The sequence below is a fragment of the Flavobacterium sp. GSB-24 genome (genome assembly GCF_027924665.1).
In the GTDB taxonomy this organism is placed as follows: domain Bacteria; phylum Bacteroidota; class Bacteroidia; order Flavobacteriales; family Flavobacteriaceae; genus Flavobacterium.
In genome coordinates, this window is record NZ_AP027043.1 from 2,906,432 (window position 1) to 2,929,058 (window position 22,627).

The following is a 22,627-nucleotide window of genomic DNA, read 5'->3' on the forward strand; positions in this document are numbered from 1 at the left end:
TGAATAAGCAGATAGTTATTATAACGACGGTATAAAATTGTCTCAAAATAATTGATTAAAATCTAGATATGAAAACAAGAGCTTTGTCTATTGATGCCTTAAGAGGATTTGCAATCATCGCCATGATACTTTCTGGACAAATGGTACTTACTTATTTACCTGCCTGGATGGCACATGCTCAAGTGCCACCCAACTCATCATTTAATCCTAATATTTATGGGATAACGTGGGTAGATCTTGTTTTTCCCTTCTTTTTATTTTCAATGGGTGCTGCATTTCCTTTTTCATTGGGTAGCAAATTAGAAAATGGTGCTAGTAAATGCAGCCTTTCTCTAAATGCATTTTCAAGAGGATTGCAATTGGTCTTTTTCGCTATTTTTTTCATGCACATGAGACCATTCGTAATTAGCAGTCCGGTTGATCTTAAAGCTTGTGTTATTTCTTTGGTTTCTTTTGCATTGATGTTTGGAATGTTTATGTCGGATTCTTTTGCGAAATACTTTAAAAAACAGGAAACGAGCTCGTTCATAATAAAGATTGCTGCTTTTGCATTAGGATTTGCATTAATGTTTTTAACGAATTATCAGGGAAAAGACAATCATAATTTTGATATTTATTACAGCGATATTATTCTTGTAGTACTTGCCAATATGGCGTTTTTAGCGAGTGTGATTTATATTTTTACATTTAAAAAACCTGAGAATAGATTATTGGTTTTGCCTTTTATTATGGCCACTTTTTTAGCCAGTACAAATGAAGGCTGGGTAAAGCAATTGTATGATTTTACACCGTTTGCATGGGCTTATAAATTCTACTATTTAAAATATTTTTTCATTGTAATTCCGGGAACTCTTGCCGGAGAATATATAAAGGAATGGACTATTTCTCCGCAAAGTAATGAGGAACAAAATGATAATAAAGCAATTGCAACAGGTTTAGTTTCTTTGGCAATTATTGTTAGCAATGTTTATTTTTTATTTACACGTCAATTAGAAATAAATCTGGCAGTTACTTTAGTTTTATTGATTTTGAATTATTTCCTTTTAAAATCGGATACTTCTGGATTTGGTGTTTTTTGGAAAAAACTTTTTTCTGCAGGAGCTTACTGTTTAATGTTAGGATTATTTCTTGAAGCTTACGAAGGTGGAATTCGTAAAGATTCTTCGACCTACAGTTATTATTTTGTAACATCGGGGCTGGCTTTTTTAGCAGTATTATTTTTCTCTATGATTTGTGATTATTTCAAATATATCAGAGCTACCAAATTTTTGGTTTTAACAGGACAGAATCCAATGATTGCCTACGTTGCAACATCAATGGTTGTAATGCCAGTTTTAACCATTTTAACTATCACAAATTATTTCGATGCATTTAACGAAAACGCTTTTATGGGATTCCTGAGAGGTTTAATACTTACGATACTTGCCATTTTAATAACGATTTTTTTCTCCAGAAAGAAATGGTTTTGGAGAACCTGAAAATTCAATCTAGCTATTAAAAATATTATATGTTATGAAAATTCAAATAATTGCATTTTTTTTATTTTGTTACGGATATTCGCAGAATATCACCAAAAAGACGGTTGACGTTTTAGTAATTGGAGGCTCTACCAGCGGAACTTCTGCTGGTATTGCATCTTCCAGATTGGGTGCTAATACTTTAATCGTAGAAGAATCGCCTTGGATAGGCGGTATGTTCACTTTGCAGGGAGTTGGTGCCTGCGATGGTAATCATAACCTTGATTCGGGAATCTGGAACGAATTCAGAGGTGCGCTTAGAGATTATTACGGCGGCGCCGCAGCTCTTGAAACAGGCTGGGTAAGCAACACACTTTTTGAGCCTTCGGTAGGAAATAAAATCTTCAATCAAATTGCATCAAAAGAAAAAAATCTTCAAATTATTCATGGCTATTATGTGGCAAGTATCATTAAAGATGGAAATATAGTTAAAGGAGCTTCTTTCAAAAATGATAAAAATGACATTTTAGAGGTTCAGGCAAAAATTACAATCGATGCTACTGATATAGGTGAAACGCTTAAAATGGCGGGAGCAGCCTACCGTTTAGGAATGGATTCTCAAAAAGAAACCAAAGAAGCCAATGCACCATTAAAACCGAATAAAATAGTACAGGATTTAACTTGGGTTGCTATTTTAAAAGATTATGGAAAAGGTATTGATAAAACCATCGCCAAGCCAGAAAATTATTCAGCTTCAAATTTTACTGGTTCTTGTATGGAAACGGTTGATCACAAAGAAATTGACTGCGACAAAATGCTGACTTATGGAAAAATGCCAAACAATAAATACATGATCAATTGGCCTAAAAAAGGTAATGATGTATATCTGGATGTGGTTGAATTATCGAGAGAAGACCGAAATAAAGAACTGCTAAAAGCGAGAAATTACACTTTACAGTTTGTTTACTATATACAAAATGAACTGGGATATAAAAATCTTGGTTTAGCAGATGACGAATTTCAAACTTCAGATTTGTTGGCTTATGCTCCTTATTATCGTGAGGGAAGAAGAGTAAAAGGAGTTTCGTTTTTGACTTATAACCACGTAGCGGACCCTTACAATCAAAAAGAAGCTTTATACAAAACAGGAATTTCTGTTGGAGATTATCCTGTAGATCATCATCATAAACAAAATCCTAATGCCCCAGATCTTGGATTTCCACCTGTACCTTCTTATAATGTTCCTCTTGGATCATTAATCCCTGAAAAAGTTGACGGATTTATTGTTTCTGATAAAGCGATTTCAGCTTCAAATTTAATTAATGGTGCAACACGTTTACAACCTGTTGTTTTACTTACAGGTCAGGCAGCAGGAACTTTGGCAGGAATTGCCGTTAAAAATAAAGTTGAACCACGTCAGGTTTCGGTAAGAGAAGTACAACAATCACTTTTAAATCAAAAAGCGTATATCATGCCGCTGTATGATGTGAAGCCTACAGATCCAGCTTTTGAAAGTATTCAAAAAATTACAGCTACCGGAATTTTAAAAACAAAAGGAGAAAGCTACAAATGGGCCAACAGAACTTGGTTTTATCCAGAACAAAACATTTCTGTTCAAGAATTTACAGAAGGCCTAAATCAGTTTAATGCTAAAAATAAAGTAATTAAAAAAACAGATTTGCTGACAGAACAGGATGCCGCAAATATACTTACAAAAGCTGGCGCTAAAATCGAAAAGAGAAATTATTCTAATAATCCAATAAGTAAAAAAGATTTGGCAGTTTTAATCGAAAGGACCCTTCGTCCATTTGAGATAGAAATTGATTTTTCAGGTCATATTAAATCAGGAAAATAAAATGCTTAGAGTTTGTTGTTTTTTCTTTTCGACCTTTTTTGCGGGGCTATGTGCTCAGGAAAGCAGTCAGAGTTTTCATAATTATTTCTATGATCAGAGACGTTCTTTTTTCGAAACAATGCCAGTTGCCAAAAATGAAATTATTTTACTTGGAGATAGTATAACTAATTGTGCTAACTGGGATGAAATTTTCTCAGGGCAGCATGTCAAAAACCGGGGAATTTCTGGAGATATCACATTAGGTGTTTTAGATCGAATGGGTGAAATCGTAAGGAGAGAGCCAAAAAAAGTATTTATTCTGATTGGAATTAACGATATAGCTCTAAAAATTAGTCGCGAAACAATCCTAACAAATTATCAGACAATAGTTTCCATATTAAAAGACCAAAGCCCTAAAACGAAAATATATATCCAAAGCATTCTTCCAACAAATGATGAGTTTGATACATTCAAAAATCATCAGGGTAAAATGCAGATTATTAAAGAAGTCAATATAGAATTGGAAAAATTGGCGGAAAAGAATAACGTTGTTTTCGTCGACCTTTTTCCTAATTTTTTAGATGAAAATGGAAAACTCAGCAAAGCTTATACAAATGATGGACTACATCTTTTGGGACCTGGTTACCTTTTGTGGGCTTCTCTTATAAAAAAGTACATAGAATAGAAATAATAAACTAAAAAATATAGAGTAAATGTTAGAGCCTAATAGTGATATCAAATTTGACCACATTCAAAATACAGATTTGTACCAATACGCAGACTTATATAAAGATGAATTATTAGAAGAAGTGATTCCATTCTGGGAAAAATACTCGCTTGATAAAGAGTACGGAGGCTATTTTACTTGTCTGGACAGGCAAGGGAGCGTTTACGATACAGACAAATTTATCTGGCTGCAGGGAAGACAGGTTTGGACTTTTTCTATGCTTTATAATAAGGTAGAAAAAAAACAGAAGTGGCTTGATATTGCCCTTCATGGTGCAAAGTTCCTATTAAAGAACGGAAGAGATGCTGCAGGAAATTGGTATTTCTCTCTCAACCAAAAAGGAGAACCTTTGGTAGTGCCTTATAATATTTTTTCGGATTGTTTTGCAGCTATGGCTTTTGGCGAATTATATAAAGCTACCAACGACTCTCTACACAAAGAAGTTGCTGTAAATACCTATAATAACATTTTGGCAAGACAAAATAATCCAAAGGGAAAATGGAGTAAAGCATTTAATGGTACAAGGGAGTTGAAAAATTTCTCCCTCCCAATGATTTTATGTAATCTGTCTTTGTTATTGGAAGAAGTGATTGGAAAAGAAGTAGTTGATGAAATGGTGCCGCCGCTTATTGAAGATATTATGACTAATTTCTTAAACAAAGAGCATGGCATTATAATGGAAAATGTAGGGGCTAATGGTGCTTTCAGTGACAGTTTCGAAGGAAGAATCATAAATCCAGGGCATGGAAATGAGTCTATGTGGTTCCTCATGGATATTGCAACACGTTATGATAAGCCGGAATTAATAAAAAAATGCGAAGAAATTTTAATAAAGACTACAGAGTTTGGCTGGGATAAAGAACACGGTGGTATTTATTATTTCTTAGATATTAAAGGCCATCCAACGCAAGAACTGCAATGGAACCAAAAACTTTGGTGGGTACACATAGAAACGATGATTTCGTTCGCCAAAGCTTACAAACTTACCGGAAATGAAAAAAGCAAAGAGTGGTTTTTAAAACTACATGAATATACCTGGAACCACTTTAGAGATGAGAAATACAAAGGGGAATGGTTTGGTTATTTAACAAGAGAGGGAAAACCACTTCTTGAGGCAAAAGGAGGAAAATGGAAAGGTTGTTTCCATGTGCCACGCGGATTATATGAATTATGGACGACTTTAAAATAAACTAATTAATCAAAAACCAAATTATTATTAACTATGAAAAAAGGGATATTATTCTTGATGTTCTGTTTGTTCTCGCTTATTATGCAGGCACAGACAAAACAGCTAAAAGGGTTAATTACAGATGCTGATGGTATGCCGTTGGTTGGAGCCAATGTTTTGATTCAGGGATCAAAAACAGGAACTTCGACAGATTTTAACGGAGCCTTTCAGTTAGATGTGCCTAACCAGAAGACATTATTACTGATAAGTTATATCGGATTTAAGGATATGACGGTCGATGTTACAGGACAAACTTCTGTAAAAATAAAAATGGAATCTGTGACAAACCAAATGCAGGAAGTTGTAGTTGTAGGTTACGGAACGCAAAAGAAAGCAACTTTAACGGGAGCTATCGGGACGGTAAAAGGATCAGATTTAAACAAAAGATCGATTGCTTCTATGTCTACAGCACTTCAGGGAACAATTGCCGGAGTTACGGTACAGCAGACTTCTGGTGAGCCGGGAAGTGACGGTTCTAATATTAGAATTCGCGGAATTGGATCTGTTAACTCAAGTACATTTCCACTGGTTTTGGTAGACGGTATCGAAATGGATATCAATCAGGTAGATATGAATACAGTTGAAAATGTTTCTGTTTTAAAAGACGCAGCGTCAGCATCGATCTATGGATCAAGAGCTTCTAACGGAGTAATTTTAATTACTACTAAAAGAGGTAAAGACGGAAAAATGAAAGTAAGTTTGGATTCATACACTGCGATACAATCACCGACAAATATGCCAGTAGTATTAAAGGCAGCAGATTATCTTCAGGCAGAGTTAAATTCATTTGATAACGCAGGAATTACTATTCCAGCAGATCAGAGAGCGGAAAGAGAACAAATGATCGCCGATCAAAGGGCTTATAAACCGGACAACTGGAACAGATACGATACAGACTGGAAAAACGCTACGATCAAAAAAAGCGCTGTAATGACTAATAATAATTTATCATTATCTGGGGGCGGAAAAGACATCAAATATTTTGGAGCAATTACTTCTCTTAAACAAGACGGTTTAATCGAAAATAACGATTTTAAAAGAATTAATGTACGATTAAATACGGATGCAAAAATCAACGAATGGCTAAAGTTAAACAACGAAATATCATATAGAACTTCTACTCAGCAAACACCAGGAATCTCAACTCCTAAAGGAATTATCAATAAAGCGTTATACATGCTGCCAACACTTTCAGCAGTCCGTGAAATTGACGGAAACTGGGGATATGGCAAAAATGGCGACAACCCGGTAGCAAATGCAGAAGCTTCAGGAAGTCAGACCATTGAAAGACCTGAGGTTTTACTAAATGCAACTTTAATTGCAACTCCAAAAGAAGGATTAGAACTTTTAGCACAATACAGCTATAGAAAAACAGAAAATAGAGGAACATTTATTACAACACCGTATTTGACTTCATTAAAGGGTGTAGTTCAGGGATATTATCCTGCAAGAGATGGAGTTACTGAAGCTTACAGTGCTAATGTTCGTAATTATTTTAGAGCACAGGCTTCTTACACTAAGAAGTTTGGAGATCACGATTTTAAAATAATGGCAGGTACTCAAAGTGAAAATAATATTCTAAAAGACATCAGCGCAAGCAAAAATGGTTTCGAACTAGAAAGATATTATTTAGTAAACGGTGATGGAGCAACAGCTTCTGCAACAGGCGGAGCAACAGAATGGGCGATGTCGTCCTTCTATGGAAGATTTAATTATGATTTTGATGGAAAATATCTTTTTGAAGCTACTGGACGTTATGATGGTTCCTCCAGATTTGTAGAAGGGAAGCGCTGGGGATTCTTTCCATCTTTCTCAGCTGGATGGATGGTGAGTAAGGAGAAGTTTATGGAACCAATTCTAAAGTATGTAAGTGACTTTAAACTTAGAGCCTCCATTGGAACTTTAGGAAATCAGGATATTGGAAACTATCCATATGCATCAACAATTCAGCCTGGATACAGTTATTGGTTAGATAAACAACTGGCTCAGGGTGTAGCACAGACTACCTTATCGAATCCTAATATTACTTGGGAAAAATCAAAACAAACCAATTTTGGTTTGGATGCTGCTTTCTTCGACAGAAAACTTTCTGCAACGTTTGATTATTATATAAAAGATGTTTATGATATGCTTTTAGTTTATCCTGTAACGTATTATACAGGTCTTAACGCAACTTACAGCAATGCTGGAGATATGCAGAATAAAGGATGGGAAGCTAGTATTACTTATAAAAATCATATTGGAGAGTTTAATTACAGCATTACAGGTAATTTAAGCAACAATGAAAATGAGATTACAAAATTATACGGTCCAAACTCAGACAGATCAGTTACTGTAGGTTACCCTAACGGCGGAATCTGGGGATATAAAACAGACGGATATTATGTAGATGCAGCAGATGTAGCTAATTCTCCTAAATTATCTAACGCAGCAAAACCAGGTTATGTGAAGTATGTAAAAATGGATCCGACTGGAGCAAATCCAACTCTTATTACAGAAAATGATAAAGTGTATTTAGGAGATCCTTTTCCACACTATGAATACGGAGTTAACCTGACGGCAAGTTATAAAAATTTCGATCTTACTTGTTTCTTTCAGGGAGTTGGAGAACGAAAAGTGCTAATGAGCGGTATTGGAGTTAGACCATTCTTTAACGGATCAAATTTATTTGCACACCAAGTTGATTCTTGGACACCAGAAAACCAAGATGCCGCTTACCCAATTTTAGTGCCAGAGGCGAACTCAGCAGATAACTTTGTAGCTTCTGATAAATGGGTAAAAAATGGAGCTTATCTAAGATTGAAGAACGTTGTTATTGGATACAGTCTTCCAAAAACATTCTTAGAAAAAGCACATATTGATGGTCTTCGTCTTTATGTAAGCGGACAAAACTTATGGACACTAAGTAATTTCTTTGAAGGATATGATCCTGAGGTAAATTACGGTGGAAATCTTGGAGGGGAATTTTACCCAATTATGCAGACGGTTACTGTAGGTGCTAACTTAAAATTTTAACAAAATGAATTTAATCAAAAAAACAATTCTCGGATTAACCCTTATCATTGGGTTAGGATCTTGTGAAGACTATATAGACAAAGAGCCTTTGAGTGATTATTTGTCCTCAAATTTTTATAACAATGAAGCGGCGATCGAACAGGGAACAAACGGATCTTACCAAGGTCTGTATATGGAGAGCAGCCAGTTGCCATTTTTCACGCTTTATGATATGTACACGCCAATGGGTATCGAAAGAGCCGACAATAACTCGATTGGCGTAAACAATGTTAACTTAGAAAATAACTTTATTGTGGAGGGACAGTGGGCTAATTTCTACAAAGGAATAGCAAGAGCCAATACCGTTATCGAAGGTTCTGCCCCTTATATTGACGGTTTAAGCGATAAAGCAAAACAATATGTTGCAGAAAATAAAGTAATTAGAGCAACACATTACCATTATCTAGTTTCATTGTACGGAGATGTGCCTTTCTTTACAAAATCGGTAACTCCAGAAGAGCAAAAAAGTGCTACAAGAAAACCTTGGATGGAAATCGTTGATTATTTATTGAACGATCTTGAAGAAGCGAGTACACAATTGCCTTGGCAGGCTGCAGAATTAGGGCGCGTAGACAAATCGTATGCTTTGGGTCTAAAAGCTAGAATTGCTTTGTACGCAGGATCATGGTGCAAAGAAGGTTTTGGTATGAAAGGAACGAAGGATGCAGCAAAAGCGGCTGTTTATTTTGACATTGCAGCACAGACTTCAAGAAGAATTATTCAGGAATCTGGAAGATCTTTAGCACCAAACTTCGACGATTTATTTACAAGAGCGGGACAGCTTACTGGGCCAGTTAAAAAAGAAAATATTTTTGCACTTTCTTATTCAGATCAGGCATCAAAAAAGACACATTACCAATCTTTTGGTGAAATGGCAAGAACAGTTGGAGGACAGTCAGGAAGATTCCCAACCCAGTTATTAGTAGATACTTTTGAAATGACAAACGGAAAAAGAATCGATGAGCCAGGTTCTGGTTACGATCCTAAAAATCCGTTTGTCAACAGAGATCCGCGTTTGAAAATGTCTATTTACACACATAAATCGAACATCATTGCAAATAATGGAGGAGTAAAGCTGAATATCTTAATGGAATTATACAAGCCAACGACTACAGCATTTGACGCGGCAAACAATGCAACTTCAATTACGAATTTAGATTACACAGGATCTGTAGCACAATACGGTTACATTCAGAGTGGAGTTGGATACCTATGGAGAAAATACAATTACTTTAATGACGAAATTGTTTCAGAGCCTTCATACAACATTTTAATGATGCGTTATGCAGAAATTTTATTAATGTACGCTGAAGCAAAAATCGAATTAAACCAAATTGACGGTACCGTTACTGGAGCGATCAACGAAGTTAGAGCCAGAGTAAACATGCCGGCAACAACATTGGCAGATCAGGCAAAATTAAGACAATTGGTTCGCAGAGAACGTAAAGTAGAACTTATTAGAGAAGCAGGATTACACTTCTTCGATATGAGAAGATGGAGAACTGGAGCATTGGAAAATGCAGAAAGAACATACGGATTCCCAATTGCAACAGGAGTAATCCCAGCTACGGGTAATAATCCTGGTACTTATCCCGACGGATTTACTCAAGTAACTGCAGATATGGTTCCATCCTATGGGACACCAGGTTCTGAGAGAGATTTGAATGACTTAGCACTTTATGCTGCTTACGGAAGCAAACTACGCCAGAGAGATGCAGACAGACCAAACAACTGGAATGATAAATTCTATTTATGGCCGATTCCTCAGGTTGAAAGAAACAAGGCGCCTCAGCTTACGCAAAATGATGGTTACGGTCAATAATTGTTTCCTTTTAGAAATTAGATTATTGTCAAATAAATTAAGCGAAGATTGACTTTACTAGTTAATCGAAGTAAAAAATATAAACATAGAAAAATGAGAAAAATATTTTATTTGCTTATGAGTCTTATTCTATTGTCCTCATGTGATGATAGTTTTAAAGACGATCGCAGCTATCAATCGGCCAGGATTGTAGCCGTTAAATTGAATAATGTTTTATACAACATTGCGCAGAATGATATGAATGAGGCAAAGGTTGTTTTGCCAGCAGGTACAAACCTTAAAGACGTTAAAACAGAAATTTTAGTATCAAACGGAACCGTAGTAACTCCAGAAAATAATGTTAACCGCGATTTGACAAAACCAATTGATGTTAGCATTTATGGACAAGATGGACAGAGCAGTGTTTGGAAACTTATTGTACAGTCTCCACCAAGTTTAACGAGTTTGACTGTAGCTGGCCTTCCAATTGCAAAAGATAAGATTTTCTTCGGAAAAACTTCAATTATTGTTCAGATTCCGGTTGGAACAGACATTACAAAACTGGCTGTTTCTTACGAATTTAAAAACGGAACATTAAACAATTATGTAAACGGAACAGAGAAAGATTATACATTTAATCTGCCTAGTAAAGCTCCGTTTAGTTTAGAAGTTTTAGGAGCCGATGGTGTAACGATTTACAAATACGATGTCGTGTTTACTTCTGAAAAAGTTGGTCCGGCAAAAATCAACAGTATGGTAATTAATGGAGACACAACTTCAGAAATTATTATAGTAGATGCTGATAAAAATATCATTCAGCCAGTAGTTCCTTACTTGACTAATTTCTCAGATGCGACCGTTGTAATCAATGCAGCTTTTGGAAATACAGTTGATCCTAATTTTAAAGGAACTAATGTAAATACTTTGTTAGGATTTAAAGTAAAAGCAACGGGAACAGACGGAATCGAACGTGAGTTTACAGTTAAAAACCCGATTATTAAAATGAACCCGCTTTTAGAAAAATCGCATGCTCAATTTAATTTCTCTGCCAATGCAGGTTCTTCAGCAGCATTTTCTAACGGGAAAATTGTTATTGCTACTAATGCTGTGCCAACAGGATCAAATCCTCCTGCAGGAATTCAGGTATTTGATCTTTCAGGGAATTATTTAAATAATTTAGATAAAGGAGCTAACACTTTTGATACAGGAGCACTTTTTGGAATTAGAAAATTAGCAACTGATGACAATGGAAAAATTCTTGGGGTACATTTAGGTAATTTAGCTGCACCAACAGATATGATATCAATCGTAAAATGGAATTCTGCTACAGATACAGCCCCAACAAAATATATTACATTCTCACAAACTAGTTTAGGATTAACATCTGCGCCTAGAACAGCTGGTATCAGCATTTCTGGATCATTAGATGGAGATGCAACGATTACAGTGCCGCTTGCGCAAAAAACAAACGTATTAATCTGGAAAGTTACAGGCGGAGTTTTAAATCCAACACCAACACAGCAGTCATTCCCTTATTCTGGAACTGGTTTCTACTACAGCGTACAGCCAGACGATTCAGGATTTGTCGGGGCTTCTGTAGGAACATCTTACAGTGGATTAAACTTGTTAAGCAGTTCTTTCTCTGAAACATTCAAAACGGCATCAGGAAATGTAACAACAGATTGTAAAACTATTGTTTACAAAGGAAGAAAATATATTGCTTATGTTGCTTTTATAGGCGGAAAACACGTTTTCAGACTGGTAGACTACACAACGGCAAGTACAACAGCTCTTGAAAGTCCAATTTTAGAAGTGACAGGAGCCGCCGTTTCAAATGCCAATAATACTACCGATGCAGATTTTGCAGTAATAAATGGTAAACTGCACGTATTGTATTATGGTACAAACGATAAACTAGCTGTATATAAATTAGAACAATAAAGCTTTGGGGATTTTCTCTGAAAAGAGAAAATCTCCTTTTAAAATTATACAAAATGAAAAAATTATTAATCTTATCTATTGCCATATTGTTTTTTTCATGCAATAGTGAAGAACCGCCTAGAGTATACCCAAACAATCCAGTTCAAACTACAAAAGGAATAAAAGGAATTTGGGTTACCAATGTGGCGTCTACGGCATTAAGTTCCTTAAATGCGATAAAAGAAACAGTACAGACCTGTAAAAAATCGAATATTACAGATATTTATGTTGTGGTTTGGAATAAAGGACGAACACTTTATCCAAGTGAAATCATGAATAAAGAATTTGGGATCCCAATTATGGAAAGTTATGCAGGAAGAGATCCCCTGCTGGAAATGATTACCGAAGCGCATAAAGAAAAAATGAAAGTTCATGCATGGTTTGAATATGGTTTTGCCGCTTCAAATGGACAGCAGGGCGGTGTGATTTTACAGAAGTACCCGCAATGGGCAGCCAAAGACGTTTCTAAAAATTTATTGGTTTCATCTAATGGATTTGAATGGATGAACGGAATTAATCCTGACGTTCAGAATTTCATGAAATCTTTGATTTTGGAAGTTGTAAAAAAATATGAAGTTGATGGAGTTCAAGGTGATGACAGACTCCCAGCAATGCCAATAAAAGGAGGTTATGACGATTACACTGTGCAGCTTTATAAAACGGAAAAAGGAACTGATCCGCCGGCAAATGAAAATGATGCTGCCTGGAAAGATTGGAGAGCTAATAAACTGACAGAATTTTTAGGTGATTTATACAAAGCTGTAAAGGCAGTAAAACCTAATGTAATCGTTTCTATGGCGCCAAGTGTACACCCATGGGCTAAGGACAATTATTTGCAGGACTGGCCAACATGGCTGGATAAAAAATATTGTGATTATGTAATTCCACAGATTTACCGTTATGATTTTTCAGCTTATTCGCAGACATTAAAATCCCAGGTTTCTTATGTTAAGAATAGTGCAGATCGTTCAAAATTGTATGCAGGAGTTTTAATTCAATCTGGAACTTACAATGCTTCTAATCAGTTTTTAGAACAAATGGTAAACGAGAACCGAAACAATTATGTAAGCGGTGAAATTTTCTTCTTTTTTGAAGGATTAAAATACAATTCAGAATATTTTACTACTAAATACGCTTCAAAATAATTTTAAAAAATGCTACTGCCGGAAATAGATTTTGGCAGTAGTGTTTATATAAACACTAAGCAGAGAAAAAGTTCACTATGCGCCAGAAAAAAAATATACCATTATTTTTGATACTCATTTTTTTAATGAGCTTTACTGGTTTTGCACAGCAACAATCTTTTGTTTTTGCATCAAAAAAATCAAGAGCAGATCTGCTTATAAAACTAAAAGACTCCATAATCAATCATCAAGCCGAAGCTTACCTAAAATTTGATAAACCTGTAAACTGGAATAGTTATGCATGGGCAACTTCATTTTTAATCGATAATTCACAACAGAATTTTAGCGTTTTAAAAAAGGCATTATCAAATTATAAACAGTTATCAAAATACGATTTAAAGAAAATTTTTGAATCCGTATTTGCTTGTTTTCCAAAAGATTTTGTTTTAGAAATGACTGATATTGCAGAAAATGAAAATGAAAACGCTTCAATCTTTGCAACATCAATACATTATTTAGTTCAAAATAAAAAAGAGGTTAAACAGCTTTTAAATACGAAGTTTACTGATAATGATAACGCTGTAATTCAGGCTTTGCGAAATGAATTAAAACCTGAATATAAGTCTATTTCTATTTCGGATCTTATTGAATTAATACAATACAACATTACTAAAAAAACTAAATTTTTATACTCTGTTCAGCACAAAAACAGAGATTTGCCAGGCAAAGTTTTTGTTCAGGATGAAAACGGAATTTTACTAAAAGAAAATGGAAAAGTTGTTTTAGTAGATCAATTGGCAAGAAGCTCTACCAATCTGCCTATGTATATTACCAACGGAAACACGCCAACCGGTTTATTTAAAATTGAAAGTCTTGCCAAATCTAAGAATGTTTTTATCGGACCGACTTTGAGTTTTGTTACGTTTTTGCCTTTTGAATGCGAAGCTTCTGTTTTTTATAATAATGAAAAAAAGGATTTTCTATTGGAAGATTATATGCAGTTTTTTCCAAAAAAGTTGCAATCGAATCTAAATATTCAACAAACGTATTGGGCAGGAAAAGCAGGAAGAGGTGAAATTCATTTTCATGGAACAACCATCGATCAGGAAATTTACAAAAAACAGATTTTTTATGGACAGACTCCTTCAATGGGATGTTTGTGCACAAAAGAAATTTGGGATAAAAATGGTAATCTATTGCAAAGTGATCAGCAAAAAATTGTAAATATGTGGCAGAAAACTAAAACAGAGAAAGGCTACGCTTATGTTTTAGAACTTAATGAATCAGACTGGAAAATGTTTGAAAAAAATATAAATACATTATTATAAAATGAAAAAAAATCTTCCGATACTGTTACTCGCTATTTTGAGTTTTTCAATAAAAACAACAGCTCAAAAATTAAAAAATCTAACGCAGTATGTTAATCCATTTATTGGTACTGGCGGGCATGGTCATACTTTTCCGGGAGCAGTAGTTCCTTTCGGAATGGTGCAGTTAAGTCCGGATACCAGAACGCTGGAATGGGATGCATGTAGCGGTTATTATATTAAAGATACCAGTATTTTAGGATTCTCACACCGACATTTGAGTGGTACCGGAATGACCGATTTTGCTGATATTCTTTTTACTCCTTTTTCTGGTAAACTGCAATTAGAAAACGGAAGTCTGAAAGAATATTATCCGCTGAATTTCTCGCATAAAAATGAAAAGGCTTTAGCTGGTTTTTATACGGTTAATTTTGATAATGGCATAAAAGCTTCGATGACAGCATCTACACGCGCTGGTTTTCACGAGTATACTTTCCCTTCTAAAGAAGCCGGAATTATTATTGATTTGCATCACAACCTTCACAATCAAAAGGTTTTGGAATCTTCTATCGAAATTGTAAGCGATACTGAAATTAGAGGAATGCGATTGACAGAAGGCTGGTCTAAAAGGGACTATGTTTATTTTTATGCAAAGTTCAATAAACCTTTTAAAGTTGAATTGTATAAAAATAATAAGCCAGTATCAGGAAAACTGTTAAAAGCAGATCATATCAAAGCTGTTCTTTATTTTGAAAATCCTACTAACATACAAGTAAAAGTTGGAATTTCTCCTGTCGACGAAAGAGGAGCATTGCAGAATCTAGATGCCGAAATTCCGAATTGGGATTTTAATAAAGCGAAACAGCAGGCCAATGAACTTTGGAAAAAACAGCTCGAGAAAATTAAAATTGAAGGCGGAACAGAAGAACAAAAAACTATTTTTTACACAGGATTGTATCATGCTTTTATTCATCCGTCAACTTATTCTGATTTTGACAAGAGATACCGCGGGCAGGATTTAAAAATTCACACATTAGATTCTGGAACTTATTACACTGTATTTTCACTTTGGGATACCTACAGGGCTCAAATGCCTTTGATCGATTTAATTAGTCCATCTAAAACAAACGAATTTATCAATTCACTTCTGCTAAAATATCAGCAGGGAGGTTTGTTGCCAATGTGGGATTTGGCAGCCAATTATACAGGAACAATGATTGGTGCGCACGCTACATCTGTAATTTCAGATGCTTATACCAAAAATATACGTGGTTATGATACCGAACTGGCTTACAAAGCCATGATGCGGTCAATACCTTATGATACAACAGGAGTAAAAGTAAATCATCCTGCTATTTGGGAATGGCTAATGACGAAAGGGAAAAAATACAATCAAGAAATGGGGTTTATTCCAGCTGATAAAGATGTGATTTTTGCTACTTCAAGAGGTTTAGAATATGCTTATAACGATTGGGCATTGGCGCAGGTTGCGAAAGATATGGGAAAAACAGAAGACTATAAATGGCTTTCGGAACGAGGCATGCGCTACAAAAAATATTTCGACAAAGAAACTGGTTTTATGCGCGCCTTAGACAGTAACGGAAAATTTATAGAGCCGTTTAATCCTTCGTTTTCAGATCACATGAACAGTCCATATTGTGAAGGAAATGCCTGGCAGTGGACATGGTTTGCACCTCAAGACGTTTCGGGATTAATTGATTTAATGGGAGGAAAAAAAGCTTTTGAAAAAAATCTTGATGCCCTTTTTAATACAACTGCAAAAGTGGAAGGATCAGAAGCATCTGCAGATATTTCGGGATTAATCGGGCAGTATGCTCACGGAAACGAGCCAAGCCACCATATTATCTATTTTTATAATTACATTGACAAACCTTTTAAAACACAGGAATTGGCAGATAAAATCATGAAAGAGCAGTACAGAAATGCTCCGGATGGTTTAAGCGGTAATGAAGACTGTGGACAAATGTCGTCCTGGTATATTTTGAATGCCATAGGTTTTTATCAGGTTGCTCCTGCAGATCCAACTTACACGATTTCAAGACCATTATTTGATAAAGTAACAATCGACTTGGAAAAAGGAAAAAAATTGATCGTAAAGACAATAAACAATAGTCCTCAAAATAAATATGTAGAATCAGTAACCCTGAACGGAAAAACGTTGAATTCTTTATTTTTTGCACACGATCAGATTGCATCGGGTGGAGAATTGGTTTTTAAAATGACCAATAAAATTCCTAATAAGTAAGTTTCATAAAATATATTTAGCATGAAGATATATATAATTTACATAGTTTGTCTTTTTAAAATTGGTTTGGCCGTTGCCCAGACAGATAAATACAATTTGTACAAAACAATTCCATTAGTTCAGGATATTAAAGAAAAGCAAGGCCAATCTTTTGTTCTTAGTTCTGATGTAAAAATATATTATCCAAAAAATGATGAAAATCTAAAGCAAACTGCTGTTTTTTTATCAGAATATATAAAATTATCAAACGGATTACAACTTATTGTTTCGGTATCAGCTCCAAAGGGAAAAGGAATCGTTTTGCAAAACAGCTATAAAAACGAAAATAAAGAAGCGTATAATTTTTCGGTAACTGAAAACCAAATTCTTATAAACGGAGCTTCAAGTGCGGGCACTTTTTATGGTGTTCAGCTTTTGCGTAAAGTACTGCTGGAAAATGAAACCAAATCACAAATTAAACTTCCGGCTGTTGAGATTACAGATTATCCGAGATTTGCGTATCGCGGAATGCATTTGGATGTTGCCCGCCATTTTGCATCGGTAGAATTTGTAAAAAAATATATTGATTTACTGGCCTTGCATAATATTAATACTTTTCATTGGCATTTAACAGATGATCAGGGATGGCGCGTAGAGATTAAAAAATATCCAAAATTAACGCAAATAGGTGCATTTAGAAACGAAACTCAAGTAGGAAAACAGACAGGAGTTTATGACGGAAAACCTCATGGGGGATTTTATACTCAGGAACAGATAAAAGAAGTGGTAGCCTACGCGCAAAATCGTTTTATAACGATTATTCCTGAAATTGACCTGCCAGGTCACATGGTTGCAGCATTGGCATCTTATCCGGAACTCGGCTGTGTTGGGAAAGGTTATGAAGTGTATAAAAAATGGGGAGTTTCAGATGATGTTCTTTGCATTGGAAACGAACAAACTTTTACTTTTTTAGAAAGAGTTTTTTCAGAATTGATTCCGCTTTTTCCTTCGAAATATTTTCATATAGGAGGAGACGAATGCCCAAAAAAGAGATGGGAAAAATGTCCTAAATGCCAAGCCAAAATTATTGAATTAGGTTTGAAGAAAGACAGTCACCATAGTGCTGAAGAAAAGCTGCAGAGTTATTGTATGTCCAGAATTGAAAAATTCTTAAATGCCAAAGGAAAACAAGTAATTGGTTGGGACGAAATACTCGAAGGCGGTATTGCACCAAATGCAACTATAATGTCTTGGAGAAGTGCCCAGGCAGGAGTAGATGCTGTAAAACAAGGTCATAAAGCGATTATGACACCAAGTTCGCATGTTTATTTTGACTATTATCAAAGTACCGATGCGGCTTCAGAACCTTTAGCAATTGGAGGTTTTACAAACATTGAACGCGTTTATTCTTTCGAACCAATTCCAAACGGATTGACCGAAAATGAAAAAAAACTTATCATAGGCGCGCAGGCAAATATTTGGAGAGAATATATTAATACCGAAGCACAGACAGAATATATGGTTTTGCCAAGACTTGCCGCTTTAAGCGAAGTAGTTTGGACAAATGCAGATAAAAAGAATTATGGTGATTTTTTGAATCGATTATCAGATTTTTTAAAAATCTATGATAAGCTGAATTACAATTATGCAAAACATATTTTGGAGGTTTCCCCAGAATATATAGTAGATACCGAAAATGGTCAATTGATTCTGAACTTAAAAACATCAAGTAAATCTCCAATTTATTACACTCTAGATGGTGCTGAACCAACTATAAAAAGTAAAAAATATACAGAAAGTATAATTATCAATGCTGCTGTGACTGTAAAAGCAGCAGTTATTTCGCAAAATTATCCCAGTAAAGTTTTTACCAAAAAGTTTGAATTCAACAAAGCAACTGCAAAGCCAATCGTATTAAAAAATGAACCTGTCGAACGGTATCGTTTCAATGGAGGAAAAACATTGGTAGACGGAAGAACAGGAACCACAGCTTTCAGTACCGGAGATTGGATAGCGCTTTATAAAGACGATTTTGAAGCCACTATAGATTTAAAATCTGTTCAACAGGTAACAGAAGTCAGCATGAACACTTTTACCTCTCCGAACGACTGGATTTTTGGACCTAAACAGTTTCATGTTTTTGTTTCTACAGACGGAATAAATTTTACACAGGTTCATAGCGAAGATTTAAAAATTGCAGAGAAAGGTGACGGCCCAAAGATTACAAACTTAAAGGCCATTTTTGCTTCGCAGGAAGGAAGATATGTAAAAATCAAAGCGCCAATTTTTGAGAAAATTCCAGAATGGCATTATTCTGCTGGACAGCCTACATTTTTATTTGTAGACGAAATTACAATTAAGTAACACCATAAATTACAATGAAAAAGAGCCATTTAATTCAAATATACGCACTTTCATCCATGATTTTTCTGGCTGGCTGTTCAGAGAGCAATTCGCAGTCAAAACCAGCTGTAAAAGTGAGTATAGAAGAACAAATCAAAACTAAATTTGAGAAGGAAATTTTGCCTGCTCCTTTAAGCCCTTGTTTTGCAGGAGCTTATTATAGAAAAGCATATTCCAGCAAAGATTTTTGGTTAGGAATTGGAGGAACGGTTACGCTTCCAGTTTTAACATATGATCCTTCAAGAACAAACCCTAATAAACCTGGAGCTTATTTAGATAATGCATCAGTCTATTTAGGAGGAAACTCTGATGAGCAGGAAACAGATATTGGTTTAACTTGGGAAGTCATTCGTGAAGAAGATGGTTCTATTAGTAAAGAACATAAAGCATTTCGTCCATTTTTGCGCCGTACAGGCTATAAATCTGGTCAGACCTCACTTTACATTAATGCGCCTGCCGAAGCCAAATATTATTGGTATCCTAGAGAAACGGTTACAATCAGTATTCAGTTGATCGAAGCTAAAAAAATAAAATTTATTGTTGAAGGCGCTGGCAAAAAATATGAGCAAATTTTTGATGCTGATGGTTACGATCCAAACTTTATGGCGCAATACAAACGTGTAAATGCAATTGATCAGGTAGCAAATGAAGGAAAACCAGCCCAGCCGACATCAGCAAAAGTGACAGGAGCAAAATGGACTGAAACCTTTTTATTTCGTTCTGTAAATGGAAATGTTGTAAAAGCGCCAATGCATACGAAACGCTTTACAGATATGCAATGTCCTGCCAAAAGCTACTTTAATTTAAGTTCATTTGGTGAAAGCGGAGAATCAATTGATATTTTTGGTTCTAGATAAAATTAAAAAAAAATAACTACTAAGCTATAAAAACATAAAAAAATGAAAACCAGAAGAGATTTTTTGAGCCAATTAGGATTGGGAGCAGCATCTGCAGTGAGTATTCCATTATTGAGTTCTTTTGAGAGTAATTCGTCTATAAAAGATGTTGAAAAACCGGCAATAATTACAGAAGAACGTCCGGAATTATTAGTTCCACAGGGAAATGCATTACGAATTACAGGAACTTTCTTAGACGAAATTTCACATGATATTCCGCATCAAAATTGGGGAGAAAAAGAGTGGGATCGAGATTTTGCACACATGAAGGCCATAGGTATTGATACGGTTATTATGATTCGTTCAGGTTATAGAAAATTTATTACTTACAATTCAGATTATTTAATCAATAAAAGAGGCTGTTACAAACCAGGTGTAGATCTTTTAGACATGTACTTACGTTTGGCAGATAAACATAAAATGAAATTTTACTTCGGATTATACGATTCTGGAGTTTATTGGGATACAGGAGATATGACGACTGAAATCGAAGCCAATAAATTTGTGATCGAAGAAGTTTGGAAAAAATATGGACACTATAAAAGTTTTGCCGGCTGGTATTTAAGTGGAGAAATCAGCCGTAAAACCAAAGGAGCGATAGAATCATTCAGAACTTTAGGGCAACTATGTAAAGATGTTTCCGGCGGATTGCCAACATTTATGTCGCCTTGGATTGACGGTAAAAAAGCAGTAATGGCAGCATCAGGCAAATTATCTAAAGAAGATGCAGTTTCGGTTCAGGAACATGAAAAAGAATGGGGCGAAATATTTGACGGAATCAAAGGTGCAGTTGATGCGTGCGCGTTTCAGGATGGACATATTGATTATGATGAATTAGACGCTTTTTTCTCAGTAAATAAAAAATTAGGAGATAAATATGGTTTAGAATGCTGGACAAATGCTGAAACTTTTGACAGAGATATGCCAATTAAATTTTTTCCAATCAAATTTGAAAAATTGAGATTAAAACTTGAAGCGGCTCAAAGAGCGGGATATCAAAAAGGAATCACTTTTGAGTTTTCGCATTTTATGAGTCCGCAGTCTGCTTATTTACAGGCAGGACATTTATACGATCGATATAAAGAGTATTTCGGAATCAAATAAAAATGAAGATTATAATTTTAATTAACCAAAACGACCAATAAAAATGAATCAAAAAGAGAATTTTAAATATATAATCTTCCTGTCTATAATAGGTGCCATCGGCGGATTTCTTTTCGGCTACGATGTTGCGGTTATATCCGGAACTATCGAACAGGTGGCCAAACAGTTTGCATTAGATAATGTTTCAACGGGCTGGTATGTGGGCTGCGCATTAATAGGCTCTATTATAGGAGTTGCTTTTGCTGGAAAAATATCAGATGTTTTAGGTCGTAAATGGACGATGCTTTTGGCAGCAACTTTATTTACAATTTCTGCAGCTGGCTGTATGTTTGTGAATAGCTTTGAAGCGCTTATTTGGGCTAGAATACTTGGCGGAATGGGGATTGGTGTAGCTTCTGTTGTTTCTCCGTTATATATATCTGAGGTTTCTCCGGCACGTTTCAGAGGAACATTGGTAACGCTTTATCAATTGGCTATTACAGTTGGCATTGTTGCCTCTTATTTTGCCAATGCAAAAGTTTTAAGCTGGGCTATGTCAGGTCAGTTTGAGGCGCAATGGGCAAAAGTCATTTTTCAGACAGAATTTTGGAGAGGAATGTTAGGATTGTGCGGAGTTCCTTCTTTCTTATTTTTCCTAATTATCTTTTTTATACCAGAAAGTCCGAGATGGCAGATTTCTAAAAATAATCTTGCTGCAGCCGAAAAAACTCTAACAAAGTTATTTGGTGCTCAGGAAGCGCAAGAGCAGATAGCAAACACAAAGAAATCAATTTCAAATAAAGAAAAATCGGATTGGAGAATTTTATTCCAGCCTGGCTATAGAACCGCTTTATTCATTGGAATGAGTCTTGCCATTTTAGGACAATTCATGGGTGTAAATGTTATTTTTTATTACGGACCAATTATCTTTAAAGAAGCCGGAATGGCATCTCAGGGATCATTAGATTTTCAGATTGTAATTGGTGTTGTAAACGTATTATCTACAGTTTTAGGAATGTATCTGGTTGATAAAATCGGAAGAAAGCAATTAGTATATATAGGAGTAACAGGAATGTTCGCCATGCTTATTGCTATCGGGTCTTATTTTTATTTAGGATTCAAGAATCCGAATATTCTCTTGTATTTAATTATTGGTTACATTTTCTTCTGTGCTATTTCAATCTGTGTAGTTATTTGGGTTTTAATATCTGAGATGTATCCGGTAAAAGTACGAGGATTAGCAATGTCAATGGCAGGTTTCTCTCTTTGGATAGGTTCTTATCTTATCGGACAATTAACACCGGTATTATTAGAATCATTAAGTCCGGCAATTTCGTTTTGGATTTTTGCCGTAATGTGTATTCCGTATCTATTAATAACACGTTTTTATGTGCCTGAAACTACAGGAAAATCTTTAGAAGAAATTGAAGATATTTGGATTGCACATTAAACCATCGTACTTACTATAAACACTATCAAACCAAAACC

At 35.2% G+C, this 22,627-nt stretch carries 14 protein-coding genes; all 14 read left to right on the forward strand.

All coding sequences use genetic code 11. The features are described 5' to 3' along the window. Positions 1-68: 68 nt before the first annotated feature. Positions 69-1,478: a DUF5009 domain-containing protein gene (locus QMG60_RS12680; protein ID WP_281865131.1), complete on the forward strand. Its 1,410-nt coding sequence runs from the start codon at positions 69-71 to the stop codon at positions 1,476-1,478. A gap of 34 nt (positions 1,479-1,512) precedes the next feature. Further along, positions 1,513-3,312: an FAD-dependent oxidoreductase gene (locus QMG60_RS12685; RefSeq protein WP_281865132.1), complete on the forward strand. Its 1,800-nt coding sequence runs from the start codon at positions 1,513-1,515 to the stop codon at positions 3,310-3,312. 118 nt (positions 3,313-3,430) lie between these two features. After that, positions 3,431-3,976 carry a GDSL-type esterase/lipase family protein gene (locus QMG60_RS12690; protein ID WP_281865133.1) on the forward strand — a complete coding sequence of 182 codons (546 nt, stop codon included), beginning with the start codon at positions 3,431-3,433 and terminating at the stop codon, positions 3,974-3,976. Positions 3,977-4,004: 28 nt separating this feature from the next. After that, on the forward strand, positions 4,005-5,207 hold the full coding sequence (locus QMG60_RS12695) for an AGE family epimerase/isomerase (protein ID WP_057116281.1): 1,203 nt from the start codon (positions 4,005-4,007) through the stop codon (positions 5,205-5,207). 33 nt (positions 5,208-5,240) lie between these two features. Then, positions 5,241-8,261, forward strand: a complete 3,021-nt coding sequence (locus QMG60_RS12700; protein WP_281865134.1) for a TonB-dependent receptor — start codon at positions 5,241-5,243, stop codon at positions 8,259-8,261. 4 nt (positions 8,262-8,265) lie between these two features. Then, the gene (locus QMG60_RS12705; protein WP_281865135.1) at positions 8,266-10,122 is read left to right on the forward strand and encodes a RagB/SusD family nutrient uptake outer membrane protein; all 1,857 of its coding nucleotides are present in this window, start codon (positions 8,266-8,268) and stop codon (positions 10,120-10,122) included. 93 nt (positions 10,123-10,215) lie between these two features. Continuing rightward, a complete protein-coding gene (locus QMG60_RS12710; protein WP_281865136.1) occupies positions 10,216-12,042 on the forward strand; it encodes a hypothetical protein in 1,827 nt (608 codons plus the stop codon). Positions 12,043-12,095: 53 nt separating this feature from the next. After that, a complete protein-coding gene (locus QMG60_RS12715; protein WP_281865137.1) occupies positions 12,096-13,226 on the forward strand; it encodes a family 10 glycosylhydrolase in 1,131 nt (376 codons plus the stop codon). A 125-nt stretch (positions 13,227-13,351) separates the two neighbouring features. Further along, complete coding sequence (locus QMG60_RS12720) at positions 13,352-14,533, forward strand: hypothetical protein (RefSeq protein ID WP_281865138.1); 1,182 nt, start codon at positions 13,352-13,354, stop codon at positions 14,531-14,533. A gap of 1 nt (position 14,534) precedes the next feature. After that, positions 14,535-16,778 (forward strand): GH92 family glycosyl hydrolase, encoded by a 2,244-nt coding sequence (locus QMG60_RS12725; RefSeq protein ID WP_281865139.1) that lies wholly within the window; start codon positions 14,535-14,537, stop codon positions 16,776-16,778. A gap of 21 nt (positions 16,779-16,799) precedes the next feature. Beyond that, positions 16,800-19,121 (forward strand): glycoside hydrolase family 20 protein, encoded by a 2,322-nt coding sequence (locus QMG60_RS12730; RefSeq protein ID WP_281865140.1) that lies wholly within the window; start codon positions 16,800-16,802, stop codon positions 19,119-19,121. A 14-nt stretch (positions 19,122-19,135) separates the two neighbouring features. Further along, positions 19,136-20,017, forward strand: coding sequence for a hypothetical protein (locus QMG60_RS12735; protein ID WP_281865141.1), 882 nt, complete (start codon positions 19,136-19,138; stop codon positions 20,015-20,017). Positions 20,018-20,059: 42 nt separating this feature from the next. Then, positions 20,060-21,160, forward strand: coding sequence for a DUF4434 domain-containing protein (locus tag QMG60_RS12740; RefSeq protein ID WP_057116272.1), 1,101 nt, complete (start codon positions 20,060-20,062; stop codon positions 21,158-21,160). Positions 21,161-21,203: 43 nt separating this feature from the next. Continuing rightward, positions 21,204-22,589, forward strand: a complete 1,386-nt coding sequence (locus QMG60_RS12745) for a sugar porter family MFS transporter (protein WP_281865142.1) — start codon at positions 21,204-21,206, stop codon at positions 22,587-22,589. Positions 22,590-22,627 lie beyond the last annotated feature (38 nt).

Excerpts from the sequence above, each read along its gene's own strand:
- QMG60_RS12680 (WP_281865131.1), top strand. The coding sequence starts at position 69 with ATGAAAACAAGAGCTTTGTCTATTGATGCCTTAAGAGGATTTGCAATC.
- QMG60_RS12685 (WP_281865132.1), top strand. The coding sequence starts at position 1,513 with ATGAAAATTCAAATAATTGCATTTTTTTTATTTTGTTACGGATATTCG.
- QMG60_RS12690 (WP_281865133.1), top strand. The coding sequence starts at position 3,431 with ATGCCAGTTGCCAAAAATGAAATTATTTTACTTGGAGATAGTATAACT.
- QMG60_RS12695 (WP_057116281.1), top strand. The coding sequence starts at position 4,005 with ATGTTAGAGCCTAATAGTGATATCAAATTTGACCACATTCAAAATACA.
- QMG60_RS12700 (WP_281865134.1), top strand. The coding sequence starts at position 5,241 with ATGAAAAAAGGGATATTATTCTTGATGTTCTGTTTGTTCTCGCTTATT.
- QMG60_RS12705 (WP_281865135.1), top strand. The coding sequence starts at position 8,266 with ATGAATTTAATCAAAAAAACAATTCTCGGATTAACCCTTATCATTGGG.
- QMG60_RS12710 (WP_281865136.1), top strand. The coding sequence starts at position 10,216 with ATGAGAAAAATATTTTATTTGCTTATGAGTCTTATTCTATTGTCCTCA.
- QMG60_RS12715 (WP_281865137.1), top strand. The coding sequence starts at position 12,096 with ATGAAAAAATTATTAATCTTATCTATTGCCATATTGTTTTTTTCATGC.
- QMG60_RS12720 (WP_281865138.1), top strand. The coding sequence starts at position 13,352 with ATGAGCTTTACTGGTTTTGCACAGCAACAATCTTTTGTTTTTGCATCA.
- QMG60_RS12725 (WP_281865139.1), top strand. The coding sequence starts at position 14,535 with ATGAAAAAAAATCTTCCGATACTGTTACTCGCTATTTTGAGTTTTTCA.
- QMG60_RS12730 (WP_281865140.1), top strand. The coding sequence starts at position 16,800 with ATGAAGATATATATAATTTACATAGTTTGTCTTTTTAAAATTGGTTTG.
- QMG60_RS12735 (WP_281865141.1), top strand. The coding sequence starts at position 19,136 with ATGAAAAAGAGCCATTTAATTCAAATATACGCACTTTCATCCATGATT.
- QMG60_RS12740 (WP_057116272.1), top strand. The coding sequence starts at position 20,060 with ATGAAAACCAGAAGAGATTTTTTGAGCCAATTAGGATTGGGAGCAGCA.
- QMG60_RS12745 (WP_281865142.1), top strand. The coding sequence starts at position 21,204 with ATGAATCAAAAAGAGAATTTTAAATATATAATCTTCCTGTCTATAATA.